The organism is Escherichia sp. KTE114 (assembly GCF_000407765.1).
GTDB classification, from domain to species: Bacteria; Pseudomonadota; Gammaproteobacteria; order Enterobacterales; family Enterobacteriaceae; genus Escherichia; species Escherichia ruysiae.
Genome location: NZ_KE136626.1, coordinates 3,250,019 through 3,264,929, shown reverse-complemented (window position 1 = coordinate 3,264,929; position 14,911 = coordinate 3,250,019). Strand labels below are relative to the sequence as shown.

The window sequence follows — 14,911 nt, the reverse complement described above, 5'->3', positions numbered from 1 at the left end:
GCAAAGCCGCCGCTATACTAAAACAACATTTTGAATCTGTTAGCCATTTTGAGGATATAAAAATGCGTCTTCTTCACACCATGCTGCGCGTTGGCGATCTGCAACGCTCCATCGATTTTTATACCAACGTGCTGGGCATGAAACTGCTGCGTACCAGCGAAAACCCGGAATACAAATACTCACTGGCGTTTGTTGGCTACGGCCCGGAAACCGAAGAAGCGGTGATTGAACTGACCTACAACTGGGGCGTGGATAAATACGAACTCGGCACCGCTTATGGTCATATCGCCCTTAGCGTTGATAACGCCGCTGAAGCGTGCGAAAAAATCCGTCAGAACGGCGGTAACGTGACCCGTGAAGCCGGCCCGGTAAAAGGCGGCACTACGGTTATCGCATTTGTGGAAGATCCGGACGGTTATAAAATTGAATTGATCGAAGAGAAAGACGCCGGTCGCGGTCTGGGCAACTAATCTCCTGCCGGGCGTGCATTCATCACGCCCGCATCTTTACTGCATCAGCGGGTAATATTTGTCATAATGCGCGCTGCAATTTTTCCGTATTAAGAGAATCAGATGTCCGATAACGCTCAACTTACCGGTCTGTGCGACCGTTTTCGTGGTTTTTATCCTGTTGTGATCGATGTTGAAACAGCCGGATTTAACGCCAAAACCGATGCGCTGCTTGAGATTGCCGCCATCACCCTGAAAATGGATGAACAAGGCTGGCTGATGCCGGACACCACATTACATTTCCACGTCGAGCCGTTTGTCGGCGCTAATTTGCAACCAGAAGCCCTCGCCTTCAACGGCATTGACCCGAACGATCCCGATCGTGGCGCGGTCAGCGAATACGAGGCGCTGCATGAGATTTTCAAAGTTGTCCGTAAAGGCATCAAAGCGAGCGGCTGTAACCGTGCCATTATGGTGGCGCACAACGCCAATTTCGACTACAGCTTTATGATGGCCGCCGCAGAACGCGCCTCACTGAAACGTAACCCGTTCCACCCTTTCGCCACTTTTGACACTGCTGCACTGGCCGGGCTGGCGCTCGGACAAACCGTATTATCAAAAGCCTGCCAGACCGCTGGCATGGACTTCGACAGCACCCAGGCGCACTCCGCGCTGTACGATACCGAACGCACCGCCGTGCTGTTTTGTGAAATCGTCAACCGCTGGAAACGTCTGGGAGGCTGGCCGCTGCCTGCTGCCGAAGAGGTGTAATCGAGTCGATGCCTGATGACATGCAATGATTCAGGCATCTATAGTGAGGCTATTCCACGCATCATGCATGATATTCACGGGGAATAGCGTTAATGGCAGATAACCCAAATCCTTCATCGCCGCTGCCGGACGTTTTTTCACCGGCGACCCGCGACTGGTTTTTCCGCGCCTTTAAACAGCCGACCACTGTCCAGTCACAAGCCTGGAGCGTGACGGCAAGCGGTGAACATGCGCTGGTGATTGCACCGACAGGTTCCGGGAAAACGCTGGCAGCTTTTCTCTACGCCCTCGATCAACTCTTCCGCGAAGGCGGAGACAACGCCAGCGAGGCGCATAAGCGTAAAACCTCGCGCATCCTCTATATTTCACCGATTAAAGCCTTAGGCACCGACGTTCAGCGCAATTTACAGATCCCGTTACAGGGCATTGCGGATGAGCGGCGGCGGCGTGGCGAAACGGAAGTCAATCTTCGCGTGGGGATCCGCACTGGCGATACCCCCGCACAGGAACGCAGCAAACTGACCCGTAATCCGCCGGATATTCTGATCACCACGCCCGAATCACTCTACCTGATGCTGACCTCCCGCGCGCGCGAGACGTTGCGCGGCGTCGAAACGGTGATTATTGATGAAGTCCATGCCGTGGCAGGCAGCAAACGTGGCGCACATCTGGCACTGAGCCTGGAGCGACTCGATGCGTTGCTAAACACCTCTGCACAACGAATTGGTCTTTCCGCCACCGTGCGCTCGGTCAGCGATGTGGCGGAATTTCTGGGTGGCGATCGCCCGGTTACGATAGTCAACCCTCCCGCAATGCGCCATCCGCAGATACGGATTGTCGTACCGGTCGCCAATATGGATGATGTCTCATCGGTCGCCATCGGCACCGGAGAAGAGGGCCACGCAGGCAGAGAGGGATCAATCTGGCTATATATTGAAACCGGCATTCTTGATGAAGTGTTGCGCCATCGCTCAACCATTGTTTTCACCAATTCTCGCGGACTGGCGGAAAAACTGACGGCACGATTAAATGAGCTTTACGCCGCACGATTACAGCGTGCCCCGACTATCGCCGTTGATGCGGCAAATTTTGAGTCTACCTCCGGCGCAACCTCTAACCGCGTGCAAAGTGGCGACGTTTTTATTGCTCGTTCGCATCACGGTTCCGTCTCTAAAGAACAACGGACGATAACCGAGCAGGCGCTGAAATCGGGCGAATTACGCTGCGTGGTCGCCACTTCCAGTCTTGAGCTGGGGATTGATATGGGCGCGGTGGATCTGGTGATTCAGGTGGCGACGCCGCTCTCTGTCGCCAGCGGGTTACAACGCATTGGGCGCGCCGGACACCAGGTTGGAGGCATCTCCAAAGGGCTTTTTTTCCCCCGTACCCGGCGTGACTTAGTCGATTCCGCAGTTATTGTGGAGTGTATGTTCGCTGGCAAGCTGGAAAGCCTGACACCACCGCATAATCCACTCGACGTTCTGGCGCAGCAAACTGTTGCCGCTGCGGCGATGGACGCCTTACAGGTTGATGAGTGGTACGCCCGCGTGCGCCGTGCCGCACCGTGGAAAGATCTGCCGAGGCGCGTTTTTGACGCCACGCTGGATATGCTTTCCGGGCGCTATCCTTCTGGTGATTTTTCCACTTTTCGCCCAAAACTTATCTGGAATCGGGAAAGTGGAATATTAACTGCGCGTCCTGGCGCCCAACTTTTGGCGGTGACCAGCGGTGGCACCATTCCGGATCGTGGCATGTACAGCGTGTTATTGCCGGCAGGTGAAGAACAGGCAGGATCTCGTCGGGTAGGAGAACTGGATGAAGAGATGGTGTATGAATCGCGGGTGAATGACATTATCACCCTCGGGGCTACCTCCTGGCGGATCCAGCAAATCACCCGCGATCAGGTGATTGTGACGCCTGCGCCCGGACGCTCCGCCAGACTTCCCTTCTGGCGCGGTGAAGGTAGCGGACGTCCCGCTGAATTAGGCGAGATGATCGGCGATTTTCTCCATTTGCTGGCGGATGGCGCGTTCTTTTCCGCGAATATCCCTCCGTGGCTGGCGGAAGAAAATACTCTCGCCAATATTAAGGGGCTGATTGACGAGCAGCGAAACGCAACGGGCGTTGTCCCCGGAAGCCGTCACCTGGTTCTCGAACGCTGCCGTGATGAAATTGGCGACTGGCGTATTATTTTGCACTCTCCCTATGGAAGACGCGTGCATGAACCCTGGGCGCTGGCGATTGCCGGGCGAATACATGCGCTATGGGGCGCAGACGCCTCAGTCGTTGCCAGTGATGACGGTATTGTTGCGCGCATTCCTGACACCGATGGCAAATTGCCTGATGCTGCCATTTTCTTGTTTGAGCCGGAAAAGTTGCTGCAAATTGTCCGTGAAGCGGTGGGCAGCTCGGCGCTTTTTGCTGCCCGTTTTCGTGAATGCGCCGCGCGGGCATTGCTGATGCCTGGTCGCACGCCGGGGCATCGCACGCCACTGTGGCAACAACGACTACGAGCCAGCCAGTTGCTGGAAATCGCCCAGGGTTATCCTGATTTTCCAGTCATTCTCGAAACCCTGCGCGAATGCCTGCAAGATGTTTATGATCTTCCCGCGCTGGAACGTTTGATGCGTCGCCTGAACGGTGGCGAAATACAAATCTCCGATGTAACGACCGCTACGCCCTCGCCTTTCGCCGCCAGTTTATTGTTCGGCTATGTCGCGGAGTTTATGTACCAGAGCGACGCCCCGCTGGCAGAGCGCCGGGCGTCCGTACTGTCGCTGGACAGCGAGCTGTTGCGCAATCTACTCGGTCAGGTCGATCCGGGTGAATTACTCGACCCGCAGGTCATTCGCCAGGTGGAAGAAGAGTTACAGCGACTAGCGGCTGGCAGAAAAGCGAAAGGTGAAGAAGGTTTGTTTGACCTGCTACGCGAACTGGGGCCAATGACGTTTGAAGATCTGGTACAACGGCATACAGGCAGCGGTGAAGAGATTGAGACGTATGTGGAAAATCTTCTCGCGGAAAAACGAATCTTCCTGGCAATGATTGTAGGTCAGAAGCACCTGGCCTGCATGGATGACGCCGCCAGGCTACGGGACGCCCTCGGTGTACAGCTGCCACACTCACTACCGGAAATCTACCTGCATCGCGTAAATTCCCCGCTTCGCGATCTCTTTCTACGCTATCTGCGGACTCATGCCCTGGTCACGGCTGAACAACTTGCCCGTGATTTTGGCCTCGGTATTGCCATTGTCGAAGAGCAACTTCAGCAACTGCGCGAGCAAGGGTTGATGATGAATCTGCAACAAGACGTCTGGGTGAGTGACGAAGTTTTCCGTCGTCTGCGCTTACGCTCGCTGCAGGCTGCCAGAGAAGCGACGCGTCCAGTTCCGTCTACAGTCTATGCGCGATTGCTGCTGGAACGTCAGGGCGTGTTACCCGCCACCGATGGCAGCCCGGCGCTCTTTGCCACAACGTCTACAGGCGTTTATGAGGGTGTGGATGGCGTTATGCGGGTTATCGAACAACTTGCCGGTGTTGGTTTACCCGCCTCACTCTGGGAAAGCCAGATCCTGCCAGCCCGCGTGCGCGACTATTCGCCAGAAATGCTTGATGAACTGCTGGCAACCGGCGCAGTTATCTGGTCGGGGCAAAAAAGACTGGGGGATGATGACGGTCTGGTGGCTCTGCATTTGCAGGAATATGCCGCAGAATCGTTAACACCAGTAGAAAATGATCACGCGAAACGTTCAGCGATTCAGCAAGCAATTATCGCGGTTCTGGCTGATGGTGGTGCCTGGTTTGCGCAACAAATCGGTCAACGGGTAGGCGAGAAAATCGGTCAACCGGTAGATGCGTCGCCCCTGCAAGAAGCGTTATGGGAGCTGGTCTGGCAGGGCGTCATTACCAGCGATATTTGGGCACCGTTACGCGCCCTCGCCCGCAGCAGTACCAGCGCGCGCGCCTCAGCTCGCCGCAGCCACCGGGCTCGGCGTGGACGTCCTGCCTATACGTTGCCCATCTCGCCGCTGGTATCTTACAACACGCCGAAACTGGCTGGGCGCTGGTCGTTATTACAGGTGGAGCCACTGAACGATACTGAAAGAATGCTGGCGCTGGCGGAGAATATGCTCGACCGCTACGGCATCGTCAGTCGCCAGGCGGTGATAGCCGAGAATATCCCTGGCGGGTTTCCATCAATGCAAACGCTTTGTCGCAGCATGGAAGATTCGGGGCGAATTATGCGTGGTCGTTTTGTTGAAGGTCTGGGCGGCGCGCAATTTGCTGATCGCCTGACTATTGACCGATTGCGCGATCTCGCCGCCGCCAGCCAACCGCAGCAATTCACGCCAGTGGCGCTCTCTGCCAACGATCCGGCTAATGTGTGGGGAAATATCCTGCCCTGGCCTGCACATCCGGCAACGCTGGTGCCAACGCGTCGGGCGGGTGCGCTGGTGGTCATTTCCGGCGGCAAATTGTTGATCTATCTGGCGCAAGGTGGCAAAAAAATGCTGGTCTGGCAGGAAAAAGAGGAATTACTCGCGCCAGAGGTTTTACAGGCGCTGACCACCGCGCTGCGTCGCGAACCACGGCTGCGCTTTACGCTGACAGAAGTAAATGATCAACCCGTCCGGCAAACGCCGATGTTTACGCTGCTGCGTGATGCGGGATTTTCAAGTTCACCACAAGGGCTGGATTGGGGATAGAAAAGGACTGACGGATGCTTGTTTGCATCCGTCAGTATTGCAGGACGGATTACTCCGCGTCCGGCTCTTCAGACTTGTATTTAGCGGCAGTTTCTTTGATCAGCTGCTGCAGTTCGCCACGCTGATACATTTCGATCACGATATCACAGCCGCCTACCAGTTCGCCGTCAACCCACAGTTGCGGGAAAGTCGGCCAGTTAGCGTATTTCGGCAGTTCCGCACGAATGTCCGGATTCTGCAGGATATCAACATAGGCAAAACGTTCGCCACATGCGGCAAGCGCCTGGACTGCCTGGGCAGAGAAACCGCAGCTCGGCAGTTTCGGTGAACCTTTCATGTACAGCAGGATCGGGTTTTCAGCAATCTGGCGTTGGATTTTTTCGATAGTGGTGCTCATTGTCTTGCTTCCTCAAACTTCTTTACGGCAGTAATCTGACATTGTAGCGGGTCAGTGCGGCAACGGAAAATAACATTTTCATCACGCTTTTGCTATTTTATCCCTTTGCTCTAAATGTTGCATTTCAAATATTCTTTTCTTCTCTGGCACGCAACAACGTGGTGTTTTTATAACCATTTTTAGCTTTGCCTGCTGCATTTTTTTGCGTTCGCCGACGAAACGTATTTTTTAACAATAAAAGCTATTAACTTTCTCTTCTTCTATGCATTAGAATCATCAAGTTTTGTAAATCAGACGCAGGCATGATAGACCTGCCTTAACAGAGGGACGCTCAGTGGCGCGGATAAACCGTATTTCGATCACGCTCTGTGCTTTACTTTTTACTACCCTGCCTTTTACGCCTATGGCACATGCTTCAAAGCAAGCCAGGGAGAGTTCTGCTACCACTCACATCACCAAAAAAGCAGATAAAAAGAAAAGCACGGCAACCACCAAAAAGGCCAATAAAGCCAGCCAGAAAACAGCGAAAAAAGCCGCCAGTAAAAGTACTACTAAAAATAAAACTGCTTCTTCCGTTAAAAAATCCTCCATTACTGCTTCTAAAAACGCCAAAACTCGCAGCAAACAAGCCGTCAATAAAACGGCGTCAGCCAGCTTTACGGAAAAGTGCACCAAACGTAAAGGCTATAAGTCGCGTTGCGTGAAAGTCAAAAATGCCACACAGGGAACCATCGCCGACGCGCATAAAGCCAAAGTACAGAAAGCCACAAAAGTGGCTATGAATAAGCTGATGCAGCAAATTGGCAAACCATATCGCTGGGGCGGCAGCTCACCGCGTACCGGTTTTGATTGCAGCGGGCTGGTTTATTATGCGTATAAAGATCTGGTGAAGATCCGTATTCCACGTACGGCTAACGAAATGTATCACTTGCGTGATGCCGCGCCGATCGATCGCAGCGAACTGAAAAACGGCGACCTGGTTTTCTTCCGCACTCAGGGGCGCGGAACCGCCGATCACGTTGGCGTGTATGTCGGCAACGGCAAATTTATTCAGTCACCACGCAGTGGTCAGGAAATTAAAATCACTTCGTTAAGTGAAGATTACTGGCAACGCCACTATGTTGGTGCTCGTCGGGTGATGACCCCAAAAACACTTCGCTAAAACTTTACCCTGTTGTTACGGCAACAGGGTAAGTTCATCTTTTGTATCACCTTTTAATTTGCTACCCTATCCATACGCACAATAAGGCTATTGTACGTATGCCAATTAATAATAAAGGAGAGTAGCAATGTCATTTGAATTACCTGCACTACCATATGCTAAAGATGCTCTGGCACCGCACATTTCTGCGGAAACTATCGAGTATCACTACGGCAAACATCATCAGACTTATGTCACTAACCTGAACAACCTGATCAAAGGTACTGCGTTTGAAGGTAAATCACTGGAAGAGATTATTCGCAGCTCTGAAGGTGGTGTATTCAATAACGCCGCTCAGGTCTGGAACCACACTTTCTACTGGAACTGCCTGGCGCCGAACGCGGGTGGCGAACCTACTGGTGAACTGGCTGAAGCTATCGCCGCTTCTTTTGGCAGCTTTGCTGATTTCAAAGCTCAGTTTACTGATGCTGCGATCAAAAACTTTGGTTCTGGCTGGACTTGGCTGGTGAAAAACAGCGATGGCAAACTGGCTATCGTTTCCACCTCTAACGCGGGTACTCCGCTGACCACCGATGCAACTCCACTGCTGACCGTTGATGTCTGGGAACACGCTTATTACATCGACTATCGCAATGCACGTCCGGGTTATCTGGAGCACTTCTGGGCGCTGGTAAACTGGGAATTCGTAGCGAAAAATCTCGCCGCATAATCACTGATGGCAAATGCAGCATTGCCTGATGCGCTACGCTTATCAGGCCTACGTGGTTCATCAATCCAGGTCGGATAAGGTGCTTGCGCCGCATCCGATAAGCGATGCCTGATGCGACGCTTAACGCGTCTTTTCATGCAAACGCGGATGAGGCGTTAACACCACATCCGGCAAGATAAATCGCACTTTGCCTGCAAACTGTAACGCAGAAGGTTAGCCTTCTGCGTTTTTGTTTTATTAGCTGTTGGCAACGCAAACTGCTTCAGGTTGTTTTCTGGCTGACATAAACACCAGCAACAATGCCAGTCCCGCGACAATCGCCCCCATCACCGGCACAAAACTGTATCCCAGACCACCGGAAATCACTGCACCACCGACTGCGGCACCCAGCGCATTTCCAAGGTTAAAGGCACCAATATTTACTGATGAAGACAAACCCGGAGCTTCGCTGGCGACACGCATCACACGCATCTGCAACGGCGGTACGACCGCAAAGGTTGCCGCGCCCCACACCACCATGCTGATTGCCGCGCCAAACTCATTTCGTGCCAGGAACGGGATCGCCAGCATAATCACCATCAACAGCAGCAAAAAGCCTTTCAGCGTACCATTGACCGAACGATCTGCCAGTTTACCGCCGAGATAGTTACCGATAGAGAACCCAACGCCAATCAGCACCAGCATTGCCGTCACGAACACCGGCGTTGCGTGAGTGATACTTTGCAGTACCGGAGAAATATAGGTGTAGAGGGTGAACATTGCACCAGCGCCCAGCACCGTCGTCAGCAATGCAGACAGCACCTGCGGACGCATCAGTACCGCCAGCTCTTTTTTCACTTCAGGCCGCGCTCCTGCGCCACCTTTTGGTAACGAGAAGAACAGGCTCACCATTGAAATCACACCCAGCCCCGCCGTTGCCAGAAATGACATACGCCAGCCAATAGTTTCCCCAAGCCAGGTTGCCGCCGGAACGCCACCGATATTCGCCAGGGTTAAGCCCATAAACATAGTGGCAACTGCGCTGGCCTGTTTATGTTTTGGCACCACGCTTGCTGCCACGACAGACCCCAGGCCAAAAAACGCCCCGTGATTCAGACTGGTTAAAATGCGTGAAAGCATCAGCGTCATATAATCCGGTGCGATGGCAGAAAGTACGTTACCGAGGGTGAAAATCGCCATCAGGAAAATCAGCGCACTGCGGCGGGCACGATGAGAAAGCAGAAGCGTCATCAATGGCGCGCCAACCATCACGCCAACCGCATAGGCGCTGATTAACATTCCGGCAACTGGAATCGAGACATCCACACCACGCGCAATAACGGGCAACAAGCCCATTGGCGAGAATTCCGTTGTCCCGATACCAAACGCGCCAATTGCCAGCGCCAGCAACGGATAGTTAATTTTCATGCCTAATCTCCACCTCTTCGCGTCATCACGCGATGTTCATCAAAGTGGCGAAAGCATGACATCAATCACAAAAGAATGAAAATAACAAAAAGAGAAAACACTTTTGCCAATTTGCTAACAAAGAGGAAGGAGATGTGAGGGAGAACGCGCTCCCTCGAGGGGAAATCAGTGCAGCGCGGCAGTCAAACCCACGGCCACGATCAAACCAAGAACGATAATGGTTGTTACCAGTGAAAATTTAAGGTCGGTGCTCATCAAGTTTTCTCCTTTTTATTACCCCACAAAAAGTGATATTACGCATTTTTACATACTGTGATGAAAAAATCTCCCGCCATTTATAATGATAAGTGTTTTTACTACTTCCCCTTTTCATCAAGATCGGCCAAAATTCCACGCTTACATTATTTGCGTACTGGCCATTGACCCCTTCCTGACGCTCTGTGTCATTTTCCCGGCGTACCGCAACACTTTTGTTGTGCGTAAGGTGTGTAAAGGCAAACGTTTACCTTGCGATTTTGCAGGAGCTGAAGTTAGGGTCTGGAGTGAAATGGAATGGCAACAATAAAAGATGTAGCGAAGCGAGCAAACGTTTCCACTACAACTGTGTCACACGTAATCAACAAAACACGTTTTGTCGCTGAAGAAACGCGCAATGCCGTGTGGGCAGCGATCAAAGAATTACACTACTCCCCTAGCGCGGTGGCGCGTAGCCTGAAGGTCAACCACACCAAGTCTATCGGTTTGCTGGCGACCAGCAGCGAAGCGGCCTATTTCGCCGAGATCATTGAAGCGGTAGAAAAAAATTGCTTCCAGAAAGGCTACACGCTGATTCTGGGCAATGCGTGGAACAATCTTGAGAAACAGCGGGCTTATCTGTCGATGATGGCGCAAAAACGCGTCGATGGCCTGCTGGTGATGTGTTCTGAGTATCCGGAACCGTTGCTGGCGATGCTGGAAGAGTATCGCCATATCCCGATGGTGGTGATGGACTGGGGTGAAGCAAAAGCAGACTTTACCGATGCGGTTATCGATAACGCTTTTGAAGGCGGTTATATGGCCGGGCGCTATCTGATTGAACGCGGTCACCGCGAAATCGGCGTTATTCCTGGTCCTCTGGAGCGTAACACCGGTGCAGGCCGTCTGGCGGGCTTTATGAAAGCAATGGAAGAAGCCATGATCAAGGTGCCGGAAAACTGGATTGTGCAAGGTGACTTTGAGCCTGAGTCAGGTTATCGCGCCATGCAGCAAATCCTGTCGCAACCGCACAGACCTACCGCAGTCTTCTGTGGCGGCGATATTATGGCGATGGGCGCGCTCTGTGCCGCTGATGAAATGGGTCTGCGCGTCCCGCAGGATGTTTCGCTGATCGGTTATGATAACGTGCGCAATGCTCGCTACTTTACCCCGGCACTGACCACTATCCATCAGCCAAAAGATTCGCTGGGTGAAACGGCGTTCAATATGCTGTTGGATCGTATCGTCAACAAACGCGAAGAACCGCAGTCAATTGAAGTTCATCCACGGTTGATTGAACGTCGCTCCGTGGCTGATGGCCCGTTCCGCGACTATCGTCGTTAATCATCCGTTGCGGGAGTCTCTTCAGGCTCCCGCAGCCACTCCTTATTCAGCGTCTCACTATCGCCGAGATACTCAAGCAACCAGGTTAAAGCAGGCGACATATCATTCTGCTGCCAGGTCAGACAACATGCTGAATCAGGGAATGGATTTTCCAGTTCTAGTGCTACCCACTTCCCCTCATTAAGCCACGGTTTGGCGAAATGTGTCGGCACCATACCGATGCATAACCCGGCCGAAATACACGTTGCCGATGATTCCCAGTCCGGTACAACCAGGCGCTTTTGGTTATCCAGTAGCCAGGTAATACGTTTGGGTAGCGTCCGTGAGGTGTCTTCGCGCACCAGTGACGGCCAGTTGCGCAACGTATCATCGCTGAATGGTCCATTCATTGACACAAGCGGATGATGGCGGGCAACAACACAACTCCAGCTCAACATCCCCATATCACGGAAGGCGTAACGACCGCCCACCGGAATCGCTCGTGTCGCGCCAATCGCCAGTTCCACGCGCCCGTCAGAAAGCGCATCCCAGACACCGTTGAATACTTCCTGAAATACCAGAAGTTCAACGTCATCAAAATGGCGATAGAAATCAACGATCATCTGCCGTGTACGTTCTGGCCTGACGATATTATCCACCGCAATAGCTAACTGACCACGCCAGCCGTTCGCAATCTGCTGACATTGCTGGCGCGTGATCTGCATTTTTTTGACAACAGAGCGCCCTTCTTTGAGAAACCACGCCCCGGCAGCGGTCAGTTCCACATCACGATGACGCCGTTCAAAAAGTGGCACCGCCAGCCACTCTTCCAGCTGACGCACGGTATAGCTGACCGCTGAAGGAACGCGATGCAACTCCTGAGCCGCAGCACTAAAACTGCCATTACGCGCTACCGCATCAACCACTTCGAGAGAATACTCAGACCACATAGTTTGCCTGCAAAATTTTTGAAACCAGTCATCAAATATTACCGTTTCACAACAGGAATTTCACTCCCTACACTTTGCGACGGTGTTTAATTGAGAAATTTAGAGAATATACATGCAACCTGGGAAAAGATTTTTAGTCTGGCTGGCGGGTTTGAGCGTACTCGGTTTTCTGGCAACCGATATGTATCTGCCCGCTTTCGCCGCCATTCAGGCCGATTTGCAAACGCCTGCGTCTGCTGTCAGTGCCAGCCTTAGTCTGTTCCTTGCCGGTTTTGCCGCAGCCCAACTTCTGTGGGGGCCGCTCTCCGACCGTTATGGTCGTAAACCGGTGTTATTAATCGGCCTGACAATTTTTGCATTAGGTAGTCTGGGGATGTTATGGGTGGATAACGCCATCACTCTGCTGGTATTACGGTTTGTGCAAGCGGTTGGTGTCTGTGCCGCCGCAGTTATCTGGCAGGCGTTGGTGACGGATTACTATCCTTCACAAAAAGTGAATCGTATTTTCGCCACTATCATGCCATTAGTGGGACTCTCTCCTGCCCTTGCTCCTCTTTTAGGTAGCTGGCTGCTGGTTCATTTTTCCTGGCAGGCGATTTTCGCGACCTTATTTGCCATTACCGTGGTGCTTATTCTGCCCATTTTCTGGCTTAAACCTACGACTAAAGCACGTAACGACAGTCAGGATGGACTGACCTTTACCGATCTGCTGCGTTCAAAAACCTATCGCGGCAACGTGCTGATTTATGCGGCCTGTTCAGCCAGTTTCTTTGCCTGGCTGACCGGTTCACCGTTCATCCTTAGCGAGATGGGCTACAGCCCGGCAGTCATTGGTTTAAGTTATGTACCACAAACCATCGCGTTTCTGATTGGTGGTTATGGCTGTCGCGCAGCACTGCAGAAATGGCAAGGCAAACAATTATTACCGTGGCTGCTGGCGCTGTTTGCTGTCAGCGTCGTGGCGACCTGGGCTGCTGGCTTCATTAGCCATGTTTCGCTGGTCGAAATTCTGATCCCATTCTGTGTGATGGCTATTGCCAACGGTGCAATCTACCCGATTGTTGTCGCGCAGGCGCTGCGCCCCTTCCCACATGCGACCGGCCGCGCCGCAGCATTGCAGAACACACTGCAACTGGGACTGTGCTTCCTCGCAAGCCTTGTGGTTTCCTGGCTCATCAGCGTTAGCACACCACTGCTCACCACCACCTGCGTGATGTTATCGACCGTGGTACTGGCTTCTCTGGGTTACATGATGCAACGTTGTGAAGAACCTGGTTGCCAGAATCATGGCAATGCCGAAGTCGCTCATAGCGAATCACATTGATCTATATCGACATCTTTATACTTAGGCTGCTAACAAAATTTTGTTGTATGATTGAAATTAGCGGCCTATACTAATTTCCAGTTGTTAAGATTACGATAAATATTATGTTTTTACGGGGACAGGAGCGTTCCCGGATTGCTATGGATGGTCATTTCGGCAAGGGTTCCTCCTTTCCCTCTGTTCTACGTCGGATTATAGACTCGCAGATTTTCTGCGAGATTTCTCACAAAGCCCAAAAAGCGTCTACGCTGTTTTAAGGTTCTGATCACCGACCAGTGATGGAGAAACTATGAGTTCATCGTGTATAGAAGAAGTCAGCGTACCGGATGACAACTGGTACAGAATCGCCAACGAATTACTTAGCCGCGCCGGTATAGCCATCAACGGTTCTGCCCCGGCGGATATTCGTGTTAAAAACCCCGATTTTTTTAAGCGCGTTCTACAGGAAGGTTCGTTGGGGTTAGGCGAAAGTTATATGGATGGCTGGTGGGAATGTGAACGACTGGATATGTTTTTTAGCAAAGTCTTACGCGCAGGTCTCGAAAACCAACTCCCCCATCATTTCAAAGACACTCTGCGCATCGCAGGCGCTCGTCTCTTCAATCTGCAGAGTAAAAAACGTGCCTGGATAGTTGGCAAAGAGCATTACGATCTGGGTAATGACCTGTTCAGCCGTATGCTTGATCCCTTCATGCAATATTCCTGCGCTTACTGGAAAGATGCCGATAATCTGGAATCTGCCCAACAAGCGAAGCTTAAAATGATCTGCGAAAAATTGCAGTTGAAGCCAGGGATGCGTGTACTGGATATTGGCTGCGGCTGGGGCGGACTGGCGCACTACATGGCGTCTAACTATGACGTAAGCGTGGTAGGTGTCACCATTTCTGCTGAACAGCAGAAAATGGCTCAGGATCGCTGTGAAGGTCTGGATGTCACCATTTTGCTGCAAGATTACCGTGATCTGAACGATCAATTTGACCGCATTGTTTCAGTGGGAATGTTCGAACACGTCGGGCCGAAAAATTACAACACCTATTTTGAGGTGGTGGATCGCAATCTGAAACCGGAAGGTATTTTCCTGTTACATACTATCGGCTCGAAAAAAACCGATCTGAATGTTGATCCGTGGATTAATAAATATATTTTCCCGAACGGTTGCCTGCCCTCCGTGCGCCAGATCGCTCAATCCAGCGAACCACACTTTGTGATGGAAGACTGGCATAACTTTGGCGCCGATTACGATACCACGCTGATGGCCTGGTATGAGCGATTCCTCGCCGCATGGCCGGAAATTGCGGATAATTACAGTGAACGCTTTAAACGGATGTTTACCTATTATCTGAATGCTTGCGCTGGTGCTTTCCGCGCCCGTGATATTCAGCTCTGGCAAGTGGTGTTCTCTCGAGGAGTCGAAAACGGCCTTCGGGTTGCACGCTAAATGTTATTCTATCGCCCCCGTTTGGGGGCGATATCATATTT

The 14,911-nt window shown here is 52.2% G+C and carries 12 protein-coding genes; 8 read left to right on the top strand and 4 right to left on the bottom strand.

Features of this window, described 5'->3' with window-relative positions; genetic code table 11:
• The first annotated feature begins 62 nt into the window (after positions 1-62).
• From gloA to WC5_RS05695, 3 genes are all read left to right on the top strand, one after another.
• Positions 63-470, top strand: coding sequence for a lactoylglutathione lyase (gene gloA, locus WC5_RS05685; protein WP_001237802.1), 408 nt, complete (start codon positions 63-65; stop codon positions 468-470).
• Positions 471-572: 102 nt separating this feature from the next.
• The gene (gene rnt / locus WC5_RS05690; protein ID WP_001282290.1) at positions 573-1,220 is read left to right on the top strand and encodes a ribonuclease T; all 648 of its coding nucleotides are present in this window, start codon (positions 573-575) and stop codon (positions 1,218-1,220) included.
• Between the two features lie 92 nt (positions 1,221-1,312).
• Positions 1,313-5,926 (top strand): ATP-dependent helicase, encoded by a 4,614-nt coding sequence (locus WC5_RS05695; protein ID WP_016231689.1) that lies wholly within the window; start codon positions 1,313-1,315, stop codon positions 5,924-5,926.
• 49 nt (positions 5,927-5,975) lie between these two features.
• Here the strand turns inward: WC5_RS05695 and grxD are convergent, their stop codons facing one another.
• Positions 5,976-6,323 (bottom strand): monothiol glutaredoxin 4, encoded by a 348-nt coding sequence (gene grxD / locus WC5_RS05700; protein WP_000108172.1) that lies wholly within the window; start codon positions 6,321-6,323, stop codon positions 5,976-5,978.
• 334 nt (positions 6,324-6,657) lie between these two features.
• Between grxD and mepH the strand changes: the two genes are divergently transcribed.
• Entirely contained in the window at positions 6,658-7,485 is an 828-nt protein-coding gene (gene mepH / locus WC5_RS05705) for a peptidoglycan DD-endopeptidase MepH (RefSeq protein ID WP_000101159.1), read from the top strand.
• A gap of 127 nt (positions 7,486-7,612) precedes the next feature.
• On the top strand, positions 7,613-8,194 hold the full coding sequence (sodB, locus tag WC5_RS05710; RefSeq protein WP_000007278.1) for a superoxide dismutase [Fe]: 582 nt from the start codon (positions 7,613-7,615) through the stop codon (positions 8,192-8,194).
• 237 nt (positions 8,195-8,431) lie between these two features.
• Here the strand turns inward: sodB and WC5_RS05715 are convergent, their stop codons facing one another.
• Both WC5_RS05715 and cydH read right to left on the bottom strand, forming a co-directional pair.
• The gene (locus WC5_RS05715) at positions 8,432-9,601 is read right to left on the bottom strand and encodes an MFS transporter (protein ID WP_000701068.1); all 1,170 of its coding nucleotides are present in this window, start codon (positions 9,599-9,601) and stop codon (positions 8,432-8,434) included.
• Positions 9,602-9,766: 165 nt separating this feature from the next.
• Positions 9,767-9,856 (bottom strand): cytochrome bd-I accessory subunit CydH, encoded by a 90-nt coding sequence (gene cydH, locus WC5_RS05720; RefSeq protein WP_000102278.1) that lies wholly within the window; start codon positions 9,854-9,856, stop codon positions 9,767-9,769.
• 297 nt (positions 9,857-10,153) lie between these two features.
• Between cydH and purR the strand changes: the two genes are divergently transcribed.
• Positions 10,154-11,179: an HTH-type transcriptional repressor PurR gene (purR, locus tag WC5_RS05725; RefSeq protein WP_000190978.1), complete on the top strand. Its 1,026-nt coding sequence runs from the start codon at positions 10,154-10,156 to the stop codon at positions 11,177-11,179.
• On the opposite strand, the gene punR is transcribed toward purR, so the two are convergent.
• Positions 11,176-12,108, bottom strand: coding sequence for a DNA-binding transcriptional activator PunR (gene punR, locus WC5_RS05730; protein ID WP_000269488.1), 933 nt, complete (start codon positions 12,106-12,108; stop codon positions 11,176-11,178). The genes purR and punR overlap by 4 nt on opposite strands.
• 112 nt (positions 12,109-12,220) lie before the next feature.
• Between punR and punC the strand changes: the two genes are divergently transcribed.
• A complete protein-coding gene (gene punC, locus WC5_RS05735; RefSeq protein ID WP_001182342.1) occupies positions 12,221-13,432 on the top strand; it encodes a purine nucleoside transporter PunC in 1,212 nt (403 codons plus the stop codon).
• Positions 13,433-13,721: 289 nt separating this feature from the next.
• Entirely contained in the window at positions 13,722-14,870 is a 1,149-nt protein-coding gene (cfa, locus tag WC5_RS05740; protein WP_000098915.1) for a cyclopropane fatty acyl phospholipid synthase, read from the top strand.
• Positions 14,871-14,911 lie beyond the last annotated feature (41 nt).